Source organism: Mycobacterium sp. NGS51, assembly GCF_059812525.1.
In genome coordinates this window covers 85,191-105,145 of record NZ_JCALCV010000011.1, presented here as the reverse complement: position 1 = coordinate 105,145, position 19,955 = coordinate 85,191, and the positions used below count along the sequence as shown (strand labels likewise).

Annotated in this window: 22 protein-coding genes and 1 pseudogene; 16 read left to right on the top strand and 7 right to left on the bottom strand. The window is 67.4% G+C overall.

The features are described 5' to 3' along the window. Positions 1-37 precede the first annotated feature (37 nt). From AC5Y5W_RS15145 to AC5Y5W_RS15115, 7 genes are all read left to right on the top strand, one after another. The gene (locus tag AC5Y5W_RS15145; RefSeq protein ID WP_500010986.1) at positions 38-316 is read left to right on the top strand and encodes a WXG100 family type VII secretion target; all 279 of its coding nucleotides are present in this window, start codon (positions 38-40) and stop codon (positions 314-316) included. Then, complete coding sequence (locus AC5Y5W_RS15140) at positions 313-615, top strand: WXG100 family type VII secretion target (protein WP_500010880.1); 303 nt, start codon at positions 313-315, stop codon at positions 613-615. Before AC5Y5W_RS15145 ends, AC5Y5W_RS15140 begins: the two co-directional genes overlap by 4 nt. Before the next feature lie 226 nt (positions 616-841). Then, positions 842-1,285, top strand: coding sequence for a 50S ribosomal protein L13 (gene rplM / locus AC5Y5W_RS15135; RefSeq protein WP_499888199.1), 444 nt, complete (start codon positions 842-844; stop codon positions 1,283-1,285). Continuing rightward, complete coding sequence (gene rpsI, locus AC5Y5W_RS15130; protein WP_499888197.1) at positions 1,282-1,758, top strand: 30S ribosomal protein S9; 477 nt, start codon at positions 1,282-1,284, stop codon at positions 1,756-1,758. The genes rplM and rpsI overlap by 4 nt, the downstream gene beginning before the upstream one ends. A gap of 99 nt (positions 1,759-1,857) precedes the next feature. Beyond that, the gene (glmM, locus tag AC5Y5W_RS15125) at positions 1,858-3,195 is read left to right on the top strand and encodes a phosphoglucosamine mutase (RefSeq protein ID WP_500010878.1); all 1,338 of its coding nucleotides are present in this window, start codon (positions 1,858-1,860) and stop codon (positions 3,193-3,195) included. A 38-nt stretch (positions 3,196-3,233) separates the two neighbouring features. Further along, complete coding sequence (locus tag AC5Y5W_RS15120; RefSeq protein ID WP_500010876.1) at positions 3,234-3,530, top strand: type VII secretion target; 297 nt, start codon at positions 3,234-3,236, stop codon at positions 3,528-3,530. Between the two features lie 3 nt (positions 3,531-3,533). Continuing rightward, a complete protein-coding gene (locus AC5Y5W_RS15115) occupies positions 3,534-4,892 on the top strand; it encodes a hypothetical protein (protein WP_500010985.1) in 1,359 nt (452 codons plus the stop codon). Here AC5Y5W_RS15115 and AC5Y5W_RS15110 read toward each other — a convergent pair whose 3' ends face one another. Further along, positions 4,893-5,933: an LLM class F420-dependent oxidoreductase gene (locus tag AC5Y5W_RS15110; RefSeq protein WP_500010874.1), complete on the bottom strand. Its 1,041-nt coding sequence runs from the start codon at positions 5,931-5,933 to the stop codon at positions 4,893-4,895. 42 nt (positions 5,934-5,975) lie between these two features. Beyond that, positions 5,976-6,818, bottom strand: coding sequence for a dienelactone hydrolase family protein (locus AC5Y5W_RS15105; RefSeq protein ID WP_500010872.1), 843 nt, complete (start codon positions 6,816-6,818; stop codon positions 5,976-5,978). Between the two features lie 83 nt (positions 6,819-6,901). Between AC5Y5W_RS15105 and AC5Y5W_RS15100 the strand changes: the two genes are divergently transcribed. After that, positions 6,902-8,416 (top strand): GAF domain-containing sensor histidine kinase, encoded by a 1,515-nt coding sequence (locus AC5Y5W_RS15100; protein ID WP_500010870.1) that lies wholly within the window; start codon positions 6,902-6,904, stop codon positions 8,414-8,416. A gap of 2 nt (positions 8,417-8,418) precedes the next feature. Here AC5Y5W_RS15100 and AC5Y5W_RS15095 read toward each other — a convergent pair whose 3' ends face one another. Both AC5Y5W_RS15095 and AC5Y5W_RS15090 read right to left on the bottom strand, forming a co-directional pair. After that, positions 8,419-8,868: a cupin domain-containing protein gene (locus tag AC5Y5W_RS15095; protein WP_500010868.1), complete on the bottom strand. Its 450-nt coding sequence runs from the start codon at positions 8,866-8,868 to the stop codon at positions 8,419-8,421. A gap of 35 nt (positions 8,869-8,903) precedes the next feature. Then, positions 8,904-9,008, bottom strand: a pseudogene (locus tag AC5Y5W_RS15090) (Rv1535 domain-containing protein); the annotation flags it as partial. A 318-nt stretch (positions 9,009-9,326) separates the two neighbouring features. Here AC5Y5W_RS15090 and AC5Y5W_RS15085 point away from each other — a divergent pair. Then, positions 9,327-10,040, top strand: a complete 714-nt coding sequence (locus AC5Y5W_RS15085; RefSeq protein WP_500010866.1) for a hypothetical protein — start codon at positions 9,327-9,329, stop codon at positions 10,038-10,040. Positions 10,041-10,230: 190 nt separating this feature from the next. After that, the gene (locus AC5Y5W_RS15080; RefSeq protein WP_500010984.1) at positions 10,231-10,875 is read left to right on the top strand and encodes a response regulator; all 645 of its coding nucleotides are present in this window, start codon (positions 10,231-10,233) and stop codon (positions 10,873-10,875) included. 9 nt (positions 10,876-10,884) lie between these two features. On the opposite strand, the gene AC5Y5W_RS15075 is transcribed toward AC5Y5W_RS15080, so the two are convergent. Further along, entirely contained in the window at positions 10,885-11,265 is a 381-nt protein-coding gene (locus AC5Y5W_RS15075) for a LytR/AlgR family response regulator transcription factor (protein WP_500010864.1), read from the bottom strand. Between the two features lie 95 nt (positions 11,266-11,360). Here AC5Y5W_RS15075 and AC5Y5W_RS15070 point away from each other — a divergent pair, with 95 nt between their 5' ends. From AC5Y5W_RS15070 to AC5Y5W_RS15055, 4 genes are all read left to right on the top strand, one after another. Next, positions 11,361-11,597: a type II toxin-antitoxin system Phd/YefM family antitoxin gene (locus tag AC5Y5W_RS15070; RefSeq protein WP_500010863.1), complete on the top strand. Its 237-nt coding sequence runs from the start codon at positions 11,361-11,363 to the stop codon at positions 11,595-11,597. Beyond that, on the top strand, positions 11,594-12,025 hold the full coding sequence (locus AC5Y5W_RS15065) for a type II toxin-antitoxin system VapC family toxin (RefSeq protein ID WP_500010862.1): 432 nt from the start codon (positions 11,594-11,596) through the stop codon (positions 12,023-12,025). Before AC5Y5W_RS15070 ends, AC5Y5W_RS15065 begins: the two co-directional genes overlap by 4 nt. 85 nt (positions 12,026-12,110) lie before the next feature. Next, entirely contained in the window at positions 12,111-13,979 is a 1,869-nt protein-coding gene (glmS, locus tag AC5Y5W_RS15060; protein WP_500010860.1) for a glutamine--fructose-6-phosphate transaminase (isomerizing), read from the top strand. An 83-nt stretch (positions 13,980-14,062) separates the two neighbouring features. Further along, the gene (locus AC5Y5W_RS15055; protein WP_500010859.1) at positions 14,063-14,728 is read left to right on the top strand and encodes a rhomboid-like protein; all 666 of its coding nucleotides are present in this window, start codon (positions 14,063-14,065) and stop codon (positions 14,726-14,728) included. On the opposite strand, the gene AC5Y5W_RS15050 is transcribed toward AC5Y5W_RS15055, so the two are convergent. Then, on the bottom strand, positions 14,709-15,446 hold the full coding sequence (locus tag AC5Y5W_RS15050; RefSeq protein ID WP_500010858.1) for an SDR family NAD(P)-dependent oxidoreductase: 738 nt from the start codon (positions 15,444-15,446) through the stop codon (positions 14,709-14,711). The genes AC5Y5W_RS15055 and AC5Y5W_RS15050 overlap by 20 nt on opposite strands. After that, entirely contained in the window at positions 15,443-17,389 is a 1,947-nt protein-coding gene (locus AC5Y5W_RS15045; RefSeq protein WP_500010857.1) for a flavin-containing monooxygenase, read from the bottom strand. The genes AC5Y5W_RS15050 and AC5Y5W_RS15045 overlap by 4 nt, the downstream gene beginning before the upstream one ends. A gap of 239 nt (positions 17,390-17,628) precedes the next feature. Here AC5Y5W_RS15045 and AC5Y5W_RS15040 point away from each other — a divergent pair, with 239 nt between their 5' ends. Together AC5Y5W_RS15040 and AC5Y5W_RS15035 are read left to right on the top strand one after the other, a co-directional pair. Next, positions 17,629-18,477: a DUF4436 domain-containing protein gene (locus tag AC5Y5W_RS15040; protein ID WP_500010856.1), complete on the top strand. Its 849-nt coding sequence runs from the start codon at positions 17,629-17,631 to the stop codon at positions 18,475-18,477. A gap of 50 nt (positions 18,478-18,527) precedes the next feature. Further along, the gene (locus AC5Y5W_RS15035) at positions 18,528-19,943 is read left to right on the top strand and encodes an NAD(P)H-hydrate dehydratase (RefSeq protein ID WP_500010983.1); all 1,416 of its coding nucleotides are present in this window, start codon (positions 18,528-18,530) and stop codon (positions 19,941-19,943) included. Positions 19,944-19,955 lie beyond the last annotated feature (12 nt).

Here is a 19,955-nt window from a genome sequence, read left to right as displayed (position 1 = left end):
CTGTGTGACCAACAGCCTGCGCACCGACTTCGATTTGATGCGTTCCGTTGCGGCGACCACCGATGCCCGCAACGAGGAGCTCCGGGCGATGCTGCACACGTTCATCTCCCGCATCAGCAGCGTGCCGCCGTCGGTGTGGGGCGGAGCCGCGGCCACCCGATTCAGGGAAGTGGTGGATCGCTGGAATGCCGAGTCGATCAAACTGCATCATGCGTTGCACGGCATCGCGGAGACCATCCGCTACAACGAGGCCGCGCTGCGCGAAGCGGCCGATCAGCACGCACACCACATCGCCGCCGCCGGCGGGAAGCTGTGACCATGGACCCGGTGCTGTCGTACGACTTCGGCGAGATCGAGTGCTCGGTTCGACAGGAGATCCATGCCGTCTCGGCTCGGTTCAACGCCGCCTTGGAGGAGTTGCGGTCTCAGGTGGCGCCGTTGCAAGAAATGTGGACCTGCGAGGCTGCCGCTGCCTATCGGGCTGAGCAGCTCAAATGGCATCAGGCGGCCACTGCGCTCAACGAAATCCTGGTCGATCTGGGTAATGCGGTGCGTGACGGCGCCGACGACGTCGCCGGTGCCGATCACCGGGCGGCCGGCATTTGGGCGCGATAGCGCCTTAGGGGCTCTGCGGGGGTCCCGGCGGAGGGAGAGGCCGTCGGGACCCCGCAGTCATGGACCGAGCGTTTTGACCTGCGCGGATGCCCACCGGTAAGCTGCACCGTTGGCGTACGGGTACGCCGGGGCTCGGGTCAATGTCGGTCGCCGAGAATCTCCCCTTCTGTTAACGCCTGACCGGCACCCGGGACACCGGGATCCAACCCGAGAGAGGTTAAGCGCTGTGCCTACATACGCGCCTAAGGCGGGTGACACCACGCGGGCGTGGTACGTCATCGACGCCACAGACGTGGTGCTCGGCCGCCTTGCCGTCGCGGCAGCCAACCTGCTGCGCGGCAAGCACAAGCCGACATTCACCCCCAACGTCGACGGTGGCGACTTTGTGATCATCGTCAACGCCGACAAAGTTGCCATCAGCGGCGACAAACTGCAGAACAAGCTGGCCTACCGCCACTCGGGTTACCCCGGCGGTCTGCGCAAGCGCACCATTGGTGAGCTGATGCAGCGCCACCCCGACCGGGTCGTGGAGAAGGCGATCATCGGCATGATCCCCAAGAACAAACTCGGCCGCCAGATCAAGCGCAAGCTGCGCGTCTACGCCGGCCCGGAGCACCCGCACACCGCCCAGCAGCCGGTTCCGTTCGAGATCAAGCAGGTGACGCAATGACTGAAGCGGTAGAGACCGAAACGACCGAAGCCCCGGCTGCCGAGACCGCGGACGCCGCGGCCCCGCGCTCGGATTCCTTTGTGATCGAGCGGCCGATCCAGACCGTCGGCCGCCGCAAGGAGGCCGTGGTGCGGGTGCGACTGGTGCCCGGCACCGGCAAGTTCGACCTCGATGGCCGCAGCCTGGAGGCCTACTTCCCCAACAAGGTGCATCAGCAGCTCATCAAGGCTCCGCTGGTTACCGTCGACCGGCTGGAAAGCTTCGACATCTACGCCCACCTCGACGGCGGCGGTCCGTCCGGGCAGGCCGGCGCGCTGCGGCTGGCGATCGCCCGGGCATTGATCCTGGTCACGCCCGAGGACCGGCCCGCGCTGAAGAAGGCCGGCTTCCTCACCCGCGACCCACGGGCCACCGAGCGCAAGAAGTACGGGCTGAAGAAGGCCCGCAAGGCGCCGCAGTACAGCAAGCGCTGATCGGCGATCACTTTCTGGGCCGCGAGCGTGCGCAAAAACGGCCCCTCGCTGGCGTGTCGGGCCGGGGACACGCACGCTCGCGGCGGATAAAGGATGGCTATGGGTCGACTGTTCGGCACCGACGGTGTGCGCGGGGTCGCCAACCGTGAGTTGACCGCCGAACTCGCGCTGGCACTGAGCGCCGCGGCGGCGCGGCAACTGGCTGGCCCGGGCGGCGACCACCGCCGGGTCGCCGTCGTGGGCCGCGATCCCCGCGCCAGCGGCGAGATGCTGGAAGCCGCCGTCATCGCTGGCCTGACCAGCGAGGGCGTCGACGCGCTGCGGGTCGGCGTGCTGCCGACGCCAGCGGTGGCCTGCCTGACCGGCGCGTACGACGCCGATTTCGGCGTGATGATCTCGGCCTCGCACAACCCGATGCCCGACAACGGGATCAAGATCTTCGGGCCGGGCGGGCACAAACTCGACGACGCCGCCGAGGACCGGATCGAGGAGGCGGTGGCGGCCGGACCGGGGCTGCGGGTGGTCGGCGCGGAAATCGGCCGGGTCGTCGACGCCGAGGACGCGCTCGACCGCTACCTACGCCAGGTGAGCAAGGCCAGCACCGTCCGGCTCGACGGGCTGACCGTCGTCGTCGACTGCGCCCACGGGGCGGCGTCGGTCGCGGCGCCGCGCGCCTACCGCGCGGCCGGTGCCCAGGTCATCGCGATCAACGCCGAACCCGACGGTCTCAACATCAACGACGGCTGCGGGTCTACCCACCTGGATGTGCTGCGGTCGGCGGTGCTCGCCCATGGCGCCGACCTGGGCCTGGCCCACGACGGTGACGCCGACCGGTGTCTGGCGGTGGACGCCACCGGCCAGGTCATCGACGGAGACCACATCATGGTGGTGCTGGCCCTGGCGATGCAGGAGGCCGGCGAACTGACCGGCAACACCCTGGTGGCCACCGTGATGAGCAACCTCGGCCTACACCTGGCGATGCGCTCGGCCGGAGTCACCGTGCGCACCACCGGGGTCGGCGACCGCTACGTGCTGGAAGAGTTGCGCGCCGGCGACTTCCGGCTCGGCGGCGAACAATCCGGCCACATCGTGCTGCCGGCGCTGGCCACCACCGGCGACGGCATCTTGACCGGGCTGCGGCTGATGTCACGGATGGCGCAAACCGGCTCACCGCTAGCTGAGCTCGCCTCGACGATGCGCACCTTGCCGCAGGTGCTGATCAACGTCGAGGTTGTCGACAAGACCACTGCCGCTGCGGCGCCCGCGGTGCAAACCGCGGTCCAGCAAGCCGAGGCCGAGCTCGGCGACACCGGGCGAATCCTGTTGCGCCCCTCCGGAACCGAACAATTGATCCGCGTCATGGTGGAAGCTGACGACGAGGACACTGCGCGCCGGCTCGCCACCGTTGTCGCGGATTCGGTGCGCGCTCAGAGCTGACCGGGAACCCGGACCCGGCGCCAGGCGTCCTAACGGGTATGCGCCAAACCTTCGTCGACGTCAGTGCGGTATCCGCGGTCGCCAATCGGTTCGATGCCACCGCGGAACTCATCCATGGCGCCACGCGTGATCGGTTGTCGCGGCTGGCTTTCGACGGCGCCACCGCAGGGCGAGCACATGTCGCCAGCGGTGACGCCCTGAACACGACGCTGTACCGGCTCAGCGATGCGCTGGCGCTGTGGGCCAGGGCGTCGGCTGAAATCGCTTCGGCGCTGCGGGCCGGCGCCGACCGGTACGCCGACGCGGACCGGCGCGGCGCGGTCCGGATCGGCTAGATGATGGCCGACCGGTGGGACGTCGCGGCGCGACTGGCCGAGGGTGCACCAGCCGTCGAGCACACCCAAACGTATGTGGACGCATGCCGTGCAGTCGGATACCAGCATCCCGATCTCACCGCGCACGGCTCGCAAATCCGCGACTGGTATGAGGCCGAAGCCGGCCTGGAGCTTCGGACGCTCGACAATGACTGCGCCGCGCTGTGGGCCGCGCTCAGCGCGACCGAGGAGGCGCTGGCAACACAGGGGGCGCAGATCGCGGAGCTCGGCGCGGCCTGGCGCGGGCCGGGAGCCGACTCGGCGACGCAGTTCCTGGATCGGCACTGCGGAATCGCCGCCGAGGTGGTCGCCGCGGTGCGCAGGGCGTCGCAGGAGTGCGGTGCGCTGCGCGACAACTTGTGGCGCGTGGTGGACGGCAAAGTCGCGACGGCCATCGCCATCGACGACCGCAGCTGTGCGGACCAGGCCGCCTGGCTGGCCGCTGCACATACTGTCGCGACCGGCGCCGGGGAGCGATCAGTCGCCGAGGACATTATTCGCCAGCAGGTAATCCCTTACGTGAACAACGACATTCGCGGCGACTGGCTTACTGCCATGCGCTCGGCCACCGAGTCGGTGACGACATCGTATGACGCCGCCCTCGACGCGCTGGCGGCTGCGCCGGAGGTGCGGTTCGACCTCCCGAGCGACCTCGCGCCGCGGCCGCAGCTCGACGAGGCGCCGAGCGCGACCAGCGGGCCGTTGCCAACACCGGAAACGCTCCCGCCGGTCAACACCACGCCTGCAGCCGTATCGACGCCGTTGCCCCCGCCGACCCCAACGGCTCCGATTCCTGCGGACATGCTCGACGCTTTGCCGCCCGAATCACCGCTACCCGAGCCTGCATTAGGAGATACCGCCGGAATGCCAGCCGGCGCAGGCAATCTGGGTGGACTTGGCGGTCTTACCGGCGGTATCGGCGGGGTGGTCGGCCAGATCATCGACGGTATTGCTGGTCTGGTGGGCTCCCTGGCCGACGGGCTCGGCGATCCGTCGGTCTCCGACGACGTGCCCTTCGACGACGGGCTCGAGGACGACGATCCACTGGACGAGGTGGCCGATGATCGGGCCGACGATGAGCAACCGCCGGCATCGGCCGATGCCGTCGATGCCGACGACATCGAGACCCCAAGTGAAAATCCGCCAACGACAGAGCAAATCGCAGACAAACCGCATGACAGCGCGCCACCGCCGGTCACTGCGGCACCGGCCGCACCGCCCGTCGCGCCGACGCCACCGGGACCGGCAACGGAGGAACCCGCGCCCGACGACCCCACGCCGTGCCAAATCGCCGCCGACGAACTGCCGCAGGCAGGGCAATAGCTAGGGCAGTAGGGCCTTCAGCTCCTCGACATACTGCACCGCTTCGGACCGGTCGGTGGTGACCGGCGTGGCCAACAGCGTCGTCACACCGGCTTCGGCAAACGCCGCCACCCGCTCGGCGACGAACCCGCGCGGACCGATCAGCGAAATCTGGCGCACCAACTCGTCGGGCACCGCGGCGATGGCCTCGGTCTTGCGGCCGGACAGATACAACTCCTGGATCCGGTTGGCCACCTCACCGAAGCCATACCGGGTTGCCAGGTTGTGGTAGAAATTGCGCCCCTTGGCGCCCATGCCGCCGATGTAAAGACCAAGCTGCGGCTTGACCCACGCCAGCCGGTCCTCGACGTCGTCGCCGATGGCCAGCGACGTGCCCACCATCACGTCCAGCGGGCCCAGCGACGGATCACGTTTGGCCCGACCGGCTTCCAGCGCCTCGCCCCACACCGACTGCGCCTTCTCCGGATAGAAAAACACCGGCTGCCAGCCCTCGGCGATCTCGGCGGTCAGCTCGACGTTCTTGGGTCCCAACGCCGCGATCGTGATCGGAATCCGTTCGCGTACTGGGTGGTTGATGATGTGCAGGGCCTTGCCCAGACCGGTTCCCCGCTCGGCGGGCAGCGGGACCTGATAGTGCTTGCCGGTGTATGTAACGCGGTCGCGCCGCCACACCTGGCGACAGATGTCGACCACCTCTCGGGTGCGGCCCAGCGGGGCGTCGAACGGCACACCGTGAAAACCCTCGACGACTTGCGGCCCGGACGTGCCGATGCCCAGCCGGAACCGGCCGTCGGACACGAAGTCCAAACCGGCGGCGGTCATCGCCAGCAGCGACGGAGTGCGCGTATAGATCGGAAACACCCCCGACGCCAATTCGATGGCCGAGGTCTTGGCGGCCAGATACCCCAACTGACTGACCGCGTCGTACGAATATGCCTCGGCCACCACAGCGACGTCGATGCCGGCTTTTTCGAGTGCTACAACACGGTCGGCCGCTTCGTGAAATCCGCCCGAGTAGTCGAGCATGATGCCGATTTGCATTTACGACACATACCACGCGGGCCGGACGCCGCAGTGAGGTGCTCAGTGCTTGAGCAGCGCGACGACTTTTTCCTCGGGGGTCACCGGCGTCAGGGCCTCCTCCACCGCCACGGTCCTGGGCAGCTGCACCTCGGGGTCGGCGAAATCGCGATAGGTCTTATCGCCTGCGAGCGCATAGCGCAGGTACCCGGTCAGCAGCGCGCGGACTGCCTGCTGCGTCTTGCGGTGCGCCCCCGGCAGTCCGACCACTGCCGATAGCCGGCGTCCTTCGGCCAGCCCGCCGGGCTGGGCTTTGCCGACGATTCGCAGAGTCGCTCCATCCCAGGCCTGGGAAATCGCAAGTGCGTTGGAGCGCAACGTTTTCGCGTCCCCTGGCGCGCTGAACACCACGCCGGGAACCTGCAGCGTCGAGGCGGGTTGCTCGGCAGGTGGTGCGGTGACTGACGGGAACATCGCCGCAACGGCTTTGGGTTTGGTCGGCATCCCGGCCGCTGCGAACACTGCGGCCGAACCGCCGAAGCCGTGACCGACCAGGCCCAGTTTGGTCGGATGCACGCTGATCTTGCCCGGGCCGAGGCGGACGCCCGCGGCGATGTCGAGTGCGGTACCCAGGTCGAACGCCAGGTTCAGGACTGAGGGGGCCAGTCCCCGTTCGGTGTCGGGGGCGGCCGCGACGATGCCCCATGACGCCAAGTGCTCCAGCAATTTCGAGTAGCGCTCGACGCCGGCAAGCCAGTCGTGGCCGAAGGCGATCGCGGGCAGGTTCAGCCCCGCCTCCGGGGTGTACACCACGCCGGGCAGACCGGCAAAGGCCAGGTCGCCGCGCAACACGCGGTGCGGTCCACGCCGGGTCAAAGCGGCGAAAAGCTTCCTCATGCTGGCCACGCGTTGACGGTAGCGCACCGCGACGCCACTCAAGCGTCATGATTCCGGGCCGCAAGCCGCCGCCGCAGAGTGATACTCCCAGGATGGCAGCAGAAGACCAGAGCGTCGACGACGCGCTGCGCGACAGTCATCGGGAACTGGAACGGTTTTTCGACCTGTCTACGGACCTGTTGGTGATTGCCGACCGGCGCCGGTTGATCCGGGTGAACCCGGCCTTCAGCCGAATCTTCGGCTACGCACCCGGTACCGCGGTGAAGGCGACCGATTTTGCCGCGCCCGAGGACCGAGCGGATGTGGCCGCGGCCATCAAAGAACTTTTCCGCGCCGGCGTCCCGATGGGCTTCGAAAGCCGGGTCGTCTGCCCCGACGGCAGCCGGCGCTGGTTCGAATGGAATGTGGTGCCGCAGCACGGGCTGATTTGCTGCCTCGGCCGTGACGTCACCGAGCGCCGCCTCGAACAGCAGCAGTTGCGGCATCTCGCAACCCAGCAGGCCGCGTTGCGGCGGGTGGCGACACTGGTGGCGAGCGGGGTCAGCCCGCACGAGGTGTTCGGCGCGGTGGCCGAGGAGATGGGCCGATGCCTGGAGGTGCCGTACGCCGAGGTGCTCCGTTATGAGGACGACGGCACGGCGATCGTTGTCGTCGCCTGCTACGCCGAAGCCGGCGCGCATGGCCTTGCCATCGGGGAGCGGCTGCCCTTGGAGGGCCAGAACGTGGCCGGAGAGGTGTTCCGCACCGGCCGCGCCTACCGAATGGAAAGTATCGACAACGCCGCCGGGCCGCTCGTGGCGCGGATGCGGGAATTGGGCATGCATTCCCGGGTGGGCGCACCGATCATCGTCGACGAACGGGTGTGGGGCCTGGCGTTGGTCGGCTCGTCACGGCCTGAGTCGCTGCCGGCCAACAGCGAGCAGCGCATCGCCGAATTCGCCGAGTTGATCGCGACCGCTATCGCCGCGGCCACCACCCGCGCCGAGCTGGTGGCGTCACGGGCCCGGATTGTCGCCGCCGCCGACGATGCCCGGCGCCGCATCGAACGCGACCTGCACGACGGTGCTCAACAACGGCTGGTCTCGTTGGGCCTGCGGCTGCGGATGGCAGAGGAATTGGTGCCGGCCGATCTGACCGACGTCAGAAATGAGCTGTCCGAGGCGGTCGCCGGTTTGAGCGAAGTGTTCACCGACTTGCAGCAGCTCTCTCGCGGCATCCATCCGGGCATTCTCGCCAAAGGGGGACTTGGCGCCGCACTGCGCAACCTTGCACGACGATCCGCCGTTCCGATCACCCTCGACGTGGAGATCGACCGGCGGTTGCCGGAGCCCGCCGAGGTCGCCGCCTATTACGTGGTGGCCGAAGCGCTGACCAACGCCGACAAGCACGCTCAAGCATCCGAAGTCACGGTCGCCGCGCACGTCGACGACACAAATTTGTATTTGTCGATTGGCGACGACGGCGTCGGTGGCGCGGATGCCGGCAACGGATCCGGCCTGATTGGGCTGAAAGACCGCGTCGAGGCGGTCAGCGGACAGTTCAAGGTCGAATCCCGGCCGGGTAAGGGGACGTCGCTGGACGTCACCATTCCCGTCGACGGCGCCTAGCGCTACAGCGGATAGAGCTCAGGCAGGTTGACGACGATCGCCTCCTGGGTGCTGCGGGCGATCACCACCACGGCCGGCTCGTCGGGGTTCGGATTCTCTTCGCGGTGCGGCAGATACGGCGGGATGAAGACGTAGTCGCCGGGACTGGTCGAGATGCGGACCTCATGGTTGCCGTCATGAAAGACGAAGTCGGGGTGGCCGCTGCGGACAAAGATCGCCGTTTCGGATTCGCCGTGGTGATGGTTGTCCGACGCCATCTGCGGCCGCACGTGTGTCTCGCCCATCCACAGCTTCTCGGCCCCGACGGCACGTCCGGTGATCGCGGCGAACCGCTGCATCCCCGCGCTTTGCGCGGTATCGCTGTCGAGTTCCGACGATTTGATGTGGTGCACCCGATTGCGCACCATCTGCCCGTGCGGCTGCAGGTCCGGATGAAACCCGTCGTGCGGCATCGGTTTCTCCTTCCGGCAAGGGCTGTCGATACTACCTACGCGCCGACCTCCAGCAGCCCGATCCGCCACAGCGCCGCGTAGGCCTGGCGCAGCGGAACGGTCAACACCCGGGCCACGGCGTCCACAAGCGGGTCGTCGCCGGCGGTCATCATCAGCTCGTCGTACAGAACAGCAGTCATGGGTGCCTCCGGGGAAGTTCGCGCCGAGATTTGCCGTGCCCAGAATCGCGTGGCGGGCATCGGGAATCATCGAAGCTCGCATCCAATGCCGTTACCGGGTAGCCCGACCAGGCGAAGTGGTGCCAGCGCCATGGGCGGCGCGGTATTCCTGCTAGCAGGTAGGCCGATATTGCAGGTCGCCGCAGGCGGTAATGGTTGCCAGCCTAGACGACATCTGCGGGGCTACGCCCGAGTCTTGATGGTGTCACCATGTCGGCATCACGAAGGGACTCAACCGAAATGGACCACGACAATTTCACCCAACTGCGCTTGGTCGCCGGATCGTATCCGGCCGGGTCAGGCAAAGGGTGCGCGATGAACGCCATCTCCTACATCAACGGCGACACCGAGATCACCGACTTTCCGGACTGCTCGGCGCGGCCGCTGGCTGCGTTCGTCCAGTGGTGCAACGACCTGCTCGCCGGCCCCGGTGGCTTCCTGTCCCGCGACGACGGCGCCGTTGCGCTCGACCTCGGCTGGCAGACGGTGGGGACCGCGGAGGTTGCCGACACCGTGATCCACGCGTGGGTTGCCGAACTACTGGAAAATCCCGTCTGGGGCGTCATCCGCTATGCGGAAAGCGATGCTGCCCACGCAATTTCGGACATCGCCGCGTTGCACCGCAAAGTCGCATCCGGCGAAACGCCACCGGTGGCCGCCTGGGGTGCTGCGCATCGCGCCGCCTATGCGGCGTCCCGCGCGACAAAGCGGATGCTGAACGCGGCCGAACTCTATGCCCTGCGGGCGGCCTACCAATCGACGGCAGCAGTCGACAGCGAGCACCGGACGACACTGGATGCGGTGACCGGTAATGCTTTGCGCGCCCACTCGGTGGTCGTCGGGAGCACGGATTGCAGCCACGCGGTCGACCTCGCTCGCTGCGCGATCCGGTCCTGGCGCGCGCTGGCCGGGCTGGCCGGCGACGTCCGCTACCGCGTGCGGCTGTCGGCGTAGCGGCGATCGCAAGCGCGGCGTGTCGGGGCGCGGCGGGTCGCCGCCATTGGTCTAGCGGCAGACGGATTCCGGCAGCCCACCCCCGCCAGCATCCCGCTTTGGTGCAAGATGTGTCCCAACGCAACGGTCACCGTTTCCCGAAGGGCACACGCTGAGCGCCGACACGACTACTACCGACACGCCGTCGCCGCTGCGCGCGGTGGTGGCCGACGACGAAACACTGCTGCGCGAAGGCCTGACCAGCTTGCTGGACCGGTCGGGGTTCACGGTGGTGGGCCAGGCTGGCGACGCCACCGAACTGCTCGCGCAAGCGCGCAGCCATGCCCCCGATGTGGTCGTCGTCGATATCCGGATGCCGCCGACCCATACCACCGAGGGCCTGGACGCCGCCCGAACGATCCGCGAAGAGCTGCCCGACACCGGGATCATGGTGCTGTCTGCTCACGTCGACGTCGAGCACGCAATGGAGTTGTTGGCCGGCGGCGGCGGGATCGGCTATCTGCTCAAAAGCCGGGTCACCGACGTCGCCGATTTCGTCGCCACCCTGCGCCGGATCGCCAACGGCGCCTCGGTGGTCGACCCGGCTCTGGTACAGGAGCTCGTATCGGGCCGGCGACGCGACGACCCGCTGTCGGTGCTGTCGCCGCGCGAACTGGAGGTGCTGGAGTTGATGGCCGAGGGCCGCTCGAACGCGGGCATCGCGCGGCGGCTGTGGGTGACCGAAGGCACCGTCGAAAAGCATGTCCGCAGCATCCTGACCAAACTGGATCTGGCCGAAACAGACGACGACCATCGCCGGGTGCGCGCGGTCATCACGTTCCTGGACTCCAGATAAGCCCCTCGATTAGCTGGCGATGCCCAGGATTTCTCGGATCGCGGCACCTGACACGACGGACTTCGGCAAGAAAGCCACCGCCGGGCTCGTCGAGATCAACTCCGCAAAGTCCTCCTCCGCATGGGTAGAGATCAAAATCACCCGCGGGGCGGCGTCGGTGCCACCCCGATGCAGTTGTTCAGCCAGGTCGAATCCGCTCTCCCCGTCCAACTCGATATCGACCAGCGTGACGTCGGGGCGCAAGTCTTGGACGCATTGCACCCCGGCCGACGACGACTGCGCCACCCCCACGACGTCGATGTTCTGCCGCTCGAGCAGTCGAGCCGCCGCATTAAGGAAGTCGCGGTTGTTGTCCACAATCACGCAGCGCAATACCCCACCCGTTGCCACCCGTCCAGTGTCGCGGCGGAGGTGGGTCGAGCGCATACCTGCTAGCTGGAAACTATTTGCCCGCCACGGCGTCTCACCGGTGATACGGTGGGTTGGTGGCGTCCGTAACCGTGCGCGAACTACGCAATAAGGGCGGAGACGTGCTGGACCGTGTCGAGCGCGGCGAACGCGTGGTGGTGACCCGGGATGGGCGCCCCATTGCCGAGCTACGCCCGCTGCCCCGTCGCAGCGCCCGACCTGAGGAACTGATTGAGCGCTGGAAGCGGTTGCCGCCCGTTGACCCCGAAGCGCTGCGACGAGACATCGACGCCCTCATCGATCCGTCGCTGTGATCGGCAAGCCAGCTGCGAGAGGCCTGCTCGACACCTCGGTGGTAATCCTGCTGGGCCGGATTACCGATCCGTCGGCGCTGCCGGAGGAAGCGGTTATCAGCGCCATAACGCTGGCGGAACTATCGCTTGGACCGCACGTGGCCCAAACCGAAGAAGAGCGCGCAGCACGGCAGGCTCGTCTACAGCAAGCCGAATCCGATTTCGACGTACTGCCTTTCGATGGCGCAGCAGCCCGGGCATTCGCCGTAGTGGCGGCGTCACTGCGCGCCTTGGGACGAAAACCGGCCGCCCGCGCCTACGACGCTTTGATTGCCGCCACTGCGATCGCGCATGGTCTGCCGCTGTACACGTGTAATCCCGTTGATTTCGGCGCCATCCCGCAACTGGACCTACGCGTTGTGGCGCATCCGGAGCAGAGCCGGTCCTGAGCTGCGGTCTGACCGGCCCAGGAGAACCCGCCCTGACCTGCTGGATTCGACTGCTGAGACCCCCACTGCACTACCCTGATGGGCTATGTGCGGAATCGTCGGCTATGTCGGGCAACAGCCTGCCTGCGAGGTCGTCGTCGAAGCGCTGCGCCGGATGGAGTATCGCGGCTACGACTCGGCCGGCATCGCGCTGATCGACGGGGAAGGCGAACTCACCGTCCGTCGGCGAGCCGGCCGGCTGGCCAATCTGGAGGAGTCGCTACGCGATACCGATTCCGCAGCGTTGGGCGGCACCACCGGCCTCGGGCATACTCGCTGGGCCACCCACGGTCGCCCCACCGACCGCAATGCGCACCCGCACCGCGACGCCGCCGGCAAAATCGTCGTCGTCCACAACGGCATCATCGAGAACTTCGCGACCCTGCGCCGCGAGTTGGAGGCCGCCGGTGTCGAGTTCGCCAGCGACACCGACAGCGAAGTCGCCGTGCACCTGGTGGCACAGGCATACCGGAATGGACCGACTGCCGGTGATTTCGCTGGCTCCGTGCTGGCAGTCGTGCGCCGCCTGGAAGGGCACTTCACCCTGGTGTTCGCCAATGCCGACGAGCCCGGCACCATCGTCGCCGCCCGTCGCTCCACGCCGCTGGTGGTTGGTATCGGCGATGGCGAAATGTTCCTCGGGTCCGACGTGGCCGCGTTCATCCCGCATACCCGCGAGGCGGTCGAGCTGGGCCAGGATCAGGCTGTGGTGATCACCGCCGATGGCTACCGGATCACCGACTTCGACGGCAACGACGACGCCGCGAGCGCTCGGCGTTTCCACATCGACTGGGATCTGGCCGCCGCCGAGAAGGGCGGCTACGAGTACTTCATGCTCAAGGAGATCGCCGAACAGCCCGCCGCGGTGGCCGACACGCTGCTCGGGCACTTCGTCGACGGCCGGATTGTGCTCGACGAGCAGCGGCTCTCCGACCAGGAGCTTCGCGAAGTCGACAAGGTGTTCGTGGTCGCCTGCGGCACCGCCTACCACTCCGGGCTGCTGGCCAAATACGCGATCGAGCACTGGACCCGGCTTCCCGTCGAGGTGGAGCTGGCCAGTGAGTTCCGCTATCGCGACCCGGTGCTGGACCGCAGCACGCTGGTGGTGGCGATCTCGCAGTCAGGCGAGACCGCCGACACCCTCGAGGCGGTCCGGCACGCCAAGGAGCAGAAGGCCAAGGTGCTGGCGATCTGCAACACCAACGGCAGCCAGATTCCGCGCGAATGCGACGCGGTGCTCTACACCCGCGCCGGACCGGAGATCGGCGTGGCGTCGACCAAGACCTTCCTGGCGCAGATCGCAGCGAACTACCTCGTCGGCCTGGCGCTGGCGCAGGCCCGCGGCACCAAATACCCCGACGAGGTCGAGCGCGAGTACCACGAACTGGAGTCGATGCCGGATCTGGTGGCCCGGGTGCTCACCGGAATCAGGCCGGTTGCCGACTTGGCCTACCGGTTCGCGCAATCATCGACCGTGCTGTTCCTCGGTCGCCACGTCGGTTATCCCGTGGCGCTGGAAGGCGCTCTCAAGCTCAAAGAACTTGCCTACATGCACGCCGAGGGCTTTGCCGCCGGTGAGCTCAAGCACGGCCCGATCGCGTTAATCGAAGACGACCTGCCGGTCATCGTGGTGATGCCGTCACCGAAGAACTCGGCCATGTTGCACGCCAAGCTGCTGTCCAACATCCGCGAGATCCAGACCCGCGGTGCGATCACCATCGTGATCGCCGAAGAGGGTGACGACACGGTGCGCCCCTACGCCGATCACTTGATCGAAATCCCCGCGGTGTCAAGGCTTTACCAGCCGCTGCTGTCGACGATCCCGCTGCAGGTGTTCGCGGCGTCGGTGGCCCGCGCCCGCGGCTACGACGTGGACAAGCCACGCAACCTGGCCAAGTCGGTCACCGTCGAATAACTACTTTCGTGAAACAAAAGCCACGGTCGTGATTCGGTCAGGATCACAGCCCTAGCTTCTGACTGACGTGCGATCGTGGATGCGTGGCGACGGCATCGAGGTTGAGAGCGTGGCTGACGGCCGGGTGGCGGTTCGTCAGCAGCGCACCGTTGACCTACCTGTGGCTGACCGTATTGCTGGTCACCACCATCATTGCGCACCGTCTGACCCGGCGGCAGCTGCACACCGTGTTGGTCGACGGCTCCACCAATCTGTACCACCTGGCGCGCGATCCACTGGAAGTGCTGTTTTCCAGCCTGCTCTGGATCGACGGCCGGTACTGGACGCCGTATCTGGTCCTCTTCACGTTGTTCCTGGCGCCGGCAGAGCGGTGGCTCGGACAAATACGTTGGCTAACAGTGGGATTGACGGCTCATTTCGGGGCGACGTATATCAGCGAAGGGTTGCTAAACCTGGCCATCGAGCAGCATCTGGAATCGGAGAGGCTGGTGCACGCCCGTGATATCGGGGTCAGCTACTTCCTGGTCGGGGTGATCGCGGTCCTGGCTTATCACATTGCCCGGCCGTGGCGGTGGGGCTACCTGGCGATACTGCTGATCGTCTTCATCGTGCCGATCGTCATTCATGTGAACTTCACCGCGATCGGACATCTCGCTGCGATCTTCATCGGTCTCTGCTTTTACCCGATGGCGAAAGGCCGCGGCCGCCCATCAATTGGACCGGTGCAACTCACGGGTGCCGGGCGGTGACGCCGCCGTCGACGACGACGTGGGTGCCGGTGATGAACGACGCCCGCGGCGACATCAAGAACGCCACCGCTTGCGCCACCTCGGCGGGCTCGCCGATCCGGCCCAGCGGTGCGGCTTGCACGAAGCCGGCGCGGACCTCCTCAACGTCGAGGGCGATCTGCAGCATCGGGGTGTGAATGAAGCCGGGGCACACCGCGTTGACCCGGATGCCGGCCGGGCCCAGCTGGGCGGCCATCGACCGGGTCAGACCCAGCAGGCCGGCCTTGGAGGCGCAGTAGGCCGGGATGAACGGGTTGGCAGCCAGCCCTTCGATGCTGGAGATTCCTACCACTGCCGGCGAGCGGCCGTCGCGCGCAGACTGTTCCAGCTGCGGCAGCAGCAACTGGACCAGCATCGCCTGGGCGCGAAGATTCACGTCGAGGATGGCGTCCCAGGAGTCGCCGGTGTAGGCGCCGACCGGCTCGGCGAGCACCCGCCCGGCGGCGTGCACCAGGCCGTCGACGCCATCGAGCGCGTCGGTGGCCGCGGCGACCGCGTCGGGTAGTGCGGCGTCGTCACTGACGTCGACCAGGAAGCCCGGCATGCCCAGCTCCGCGGCGACCTGCTGCACCGCTGGGGCGATGTCCCACAGCGCCACCCGCCGGTCGTCGGCGATCAGCGCCTCGGCGCTCGCCCGCCCGATGCCCGACGCGCCGCCGGTGACGATTACTCCGCTCACTGGGCTCCTTCCGCGCCGATTTTCCGTACGTCGAATTGTGACCAGTCGGGTTCACGGACCGCCGTCCAGTACTCGTTGAGTCGCCACGGGCTGACGGTGTGAATCTCCCCGTCGGTGTTCTTGAAGTAGGAGTGCTTGACCGCGGGGTGTGACCACACCATCTGTTTGATCTCAGCCTGGGTGCGTTGATGCCACGCGGTGGCCGCCTCGGCGGTCGGCTCGACGGAATGCGCGCTGCGCCTGACCAGTTCCTCGAGGCAGCTGTTGATGTAGCGCATCTGCAGTTCGGAGTTGAAGATCAAGCTGCCGCCGTGGGCCAGATGCGCGCCCGGCCCGTAGAGCAGAAAGAAGTTGGGGAACCCCGGGACGGTGATTCCCAGGTAGGCGTACGGCCGCTGGCCCCACACGGCGTGCAGGTCGGCTCCGTCGCGGCCGGTGATCGTCATCGGCCACAGCACATCGGTGTGCCGAAACCCGGTGGCGTAGACGATGACATCCACCTCGTGGGTGACGCCGTCGTCGGTGACGACGCCGCCGGGAGTAATCCGCTGGATCGGGGTGCGTACCAACTCGACGTTGTCGCGGCGCAGCGTCGCCAGCCAGGTGCCGTTGTCCTGCAGCGTTCGTTTGCCGGTGGCCGGGTAATCCGGCAGCACCTTGGCCAGCAGATCCTGATCTGCCCCAACCTGATTGGTGATCCAGTCGGTGAACATCAACCGCGCGGCGGCGTTCATCTCGCTGACCGCGTAATCCTGATCGGAGTAATCCGGGTCGACTCGGGCAGCGTCGAGTCCCTTGTCGGCGCCGGGCCACAACACCAGGAAGCGATACCAGCGACCGTAGAACGGCAGGTGGTCCATCGCCCAGCGCACTCCGTCGCCGACGCACTCGTGATACATCGGGTTGGGGAACATCCACTGCGCGCTGCGTTGAAAGACCGTCAGATGCTCGACGTCGTCGGCGATGGCCGGCGCGATCTGAAATCCGCTGGCGCCCGCGCCGATCAGCGCCACCCGCTTGCCGGTCAGGTCCACCGAGTGGTCCCAGTCCGCCGAGTGAAACGACGGCCCATTGAAGGTCTCCGCGCCGTCGAAGGCCGGGACATGGGGCCGGTTGAGCTGACCGACCGCGGTGATGACGGCACGCGCCCGCAACGTGGTGATCTGGTCGTCGTGAGATCGGACGGTCAGCGTCCAGGTCCCGTCGGCGTCGTGCCATTCGGCGGCGGTGACCTCGGTCTGCCACCGCACCTCCTCACCCAGGCCGTATTTGTCGATCAGCTTGGTGAAATACGCCTGCAATTCGGGTTGCTCGGCGAAGAAGTGCGTCCAGTCGTTACTGGGTTCGAAGCTGTAACAGTAGAAGTGGTTGGCGACGTCGACCCGGGCCCCGGGATAGGTGTTTTCCCACCAGGTTCCGCCCGGCCCGGCGTTCTTCTCCACGATCGTGAACGGAATGTTGGCCTGGCGCAGCCGGATTCCGGCCAGGACGCCGGATTCGCCGCAGCCGATGACCACGACGGGCAGCTCCTGCGTGCGGTTGGGATCCAGCGGCGCCGGGCGGCGTGGGTCGATTCCGCCGAGGTCCATCTCTTCCAGCAGCAGCTCGACGTAGTCGTCGGGCACGGTTTCGCAGGCCGCCCAGTCCATCATCTCTTTGACGAGGTCGCGGTCCAGCGGCGCGGGCTCGGGGCAGCCGCGGTCGCGGTAGTCGATGATCACCGGCAGCGCCGCCGCGCGGGCGCGGGCTTTGTCGTCCTCGGACATGAATCCCTGGACCTCGTTGAGAAAGATCCCGGCAGGCTTGAACTCGCGGATGAAGTGCGGCTCGCCGGTGAGGTGCACCAGCGAGAGCAGCAATGTCGGGATGCTCACCTGTTCCAGGGCGGCGGCGATATCAGCTGTGGGGGTGGTGAAGGGCCGGCCGGCATAGCGGCTGCGCATCAAGACTGGTCCTTCCCGTCCGCCTATTACGCTACGCATAGTTGCGTAATCGCTGGATACCCTACGCGGACGGTTATGACGGATCAAGGGTGCAGTCCCGCCGCGCCGGACTAATTCACCGAAATTGATTTCGCGGGCGTTAGTTTCATGCTCAAATCCGAGTCATTGTGTCGGCGAGGGGATCTGATTGTGCAAAACGAGTCGGGGGTCGGCTTAACGGGCATCGGGTTTGGGCGGTCGTGAAAGTCGCTATTGCCGGACTCGTCGTGGCGGTCCTGGGGACTTATGTCGCGTCGGTCCTGCTCTACGCCAATGGCGGCATGGGGCACCGTCAGACCAACGTCCCGCTGCCCGGCGACGTGACCGTCGCGAACTTCAATGTGGAAGACATCCAATCGAACAACACGGTGCTCGTTGCCAACCTCACCATTTCGCCGGGGTCGGCGCTGCTGGATCCGCACACCCACCGGCTGGCCGAAGAGCTCAGTGTCGCAGTCACATCCGTGGCCCAACCGACCATGCGCACATGGTCGAAGGACGTGCTTCCCGGTGTTTTTCCCGTCCCGCTGACGCTCAGCGGCCAGGCTGAGGACTGGCCTTTCGATAGCTACCATTCCGGCCCGATCACGGTCGAGCTGTTTCGCGGGGCTGCGAAGGTGCCGGAGTCCGCGATGGTGACCTTCACCAATCGCCTGCCCGGCTGGCGAGTCGACGCGGGGCTTGCTGGCCAGAGCGAGGTGTTCGCCCCGCATCGGGTGGAGTTGCGGCGATCAACGAGTACGGCAGCGTTCGCGATTGTCATCGTCACTGTTCTCGTGGTGATTGCTGCGCAAGCCCTGTTCGTTGCGATTCAAACGTTGCGCAACCGCCGTCCGTTTCAGCCGCCCATGACGACGTGGTACGCCGCGATGCTGTTCGCGGTGGTACCGCTGAGAAACGCGCTGCCGGGTTCGCCGCCGTTCGGTAGCTGGATCGACGTCACCGTCGTGCTCTGGGTCATCGTGCTGTTGGTCGTCGCGATGCTGCTCTATATCGCCTGTTGGTGGCACCATCTGAGGCCACACGTGGCCGGCGACTTTGGCGGCTGACCCGGCAGGGAGCGCAGCGCGCCGCGGCGCGGCATGCAATCCTGGGATTGATGCGGCACTACTACTCCGTTGACGCGATTCGCGAAGCCGAAGCGCCGCTACTGGCCACCCTGCCCGACGGCGCGTTGATGCGCCGGGCGGCCTACGGGCTGGCCACCGAGATCCTCCGCGAGCTGACCGCCCGCACCGGCGAAGTGGCGGGTCGGCGGGTGTGCGCGGTCGTCGGCTCCGGCGACAACGGCGGCGACGCGCTGTGGGCGGCGACGTTTCTGCGTCGCCGGGGCGCGGCCGCCGACGCCATCCTCCTCAACCCCGAACGCGCCCACCGCCAGGCGCTCGCGGCGTTCCGGAAGTCCGGCGGGCGCGTCGTCGACTCCATCGCCGGCACGACCGATCTGGTCATCGACGGCGTGGTGGGCATTTCCGGGTCCGGGCCGCTGCGACCGGCGGCAGCCGAGCTTTTCGCCGCCGCCGGCGCGATCCCGGTGGTGGCCGTCGACATCCCCAGCGGCATCGACGTGGCCACCGGAGCGATCACCGGCCCCGCCGTACACGCCGCGTTGACCGTGACCTTCGGCGGCCTCAAACCTGTGCATGCACTGGCCGACTGCGGCCGCGTCCGGTTGGTCGACATCGGTCTGGAGCTCCCCGACACCGATGTGCGCGGTTTCGAGGCCCCCGATGTGGTGGCGCGCTGGCCGGTGCCCGAACCCGACGACGACAAGTACACCCAGGGCGTGACCGGCGTCCTGGCGGGTTCGTCGACCTATCCGGGTGCGGCGGTGCTGTGCACCGGCGCGGCGGTGGCCGCCACCTCCGGCATGGTCCGCTACGCGGGCAGCGCGCACGCCGAGGTGCTCGCGCACTGGCCCGAAGTCATCGCCTCGCCCACCCCCGCTACGGCCGGGCGCGTGGAGTCCTGGGTCGTCGGGCCGGGTCTGGGCACCGAGGACACCGGCGCCGCCGCGCTGTGGTTTGCGTTGGACACCGACCTGCCGGTGATCGTCGACGCCGACGCGCTGACCATCCTGGCCGCGCACCCCGAGCTCGTCAGCTCACGACGCGCGCCCACCGTCCTCACCCCGCACGCCGGTGAATTCGCCCGATTGGCCGGCGCCCCGCCGGGCGAGGACCGTATCGGCGCTACCCGCAAGCTCGCCGACGCGTTCGGTGCGACGGTGCTGCTCAAAGGCAACGTCACCGTCGTCGCCGAACCCGAAGGCCCGGTGTACCTGAGCCCGGCCGGTCAGTCCTGGGCGGCCACCGCCGGATCCGGTGACGTGCTGTCCGGGATGATCGGCGCGCTGCTGGCAGGTGGCCTGCCGGCGGGCGAGGCGGCCGCGGCGGCGGCCTTCGTACATGCCCGCGCGGCGGCGTTGTCGGCCGGCGATCCCGGACCGGGCGACGCCCCCACGTCGGCGTCGCGCATTCTCGGCCACATCCGCACCGCGCTGGCCGGTCTGTAGCCCGCACCAACG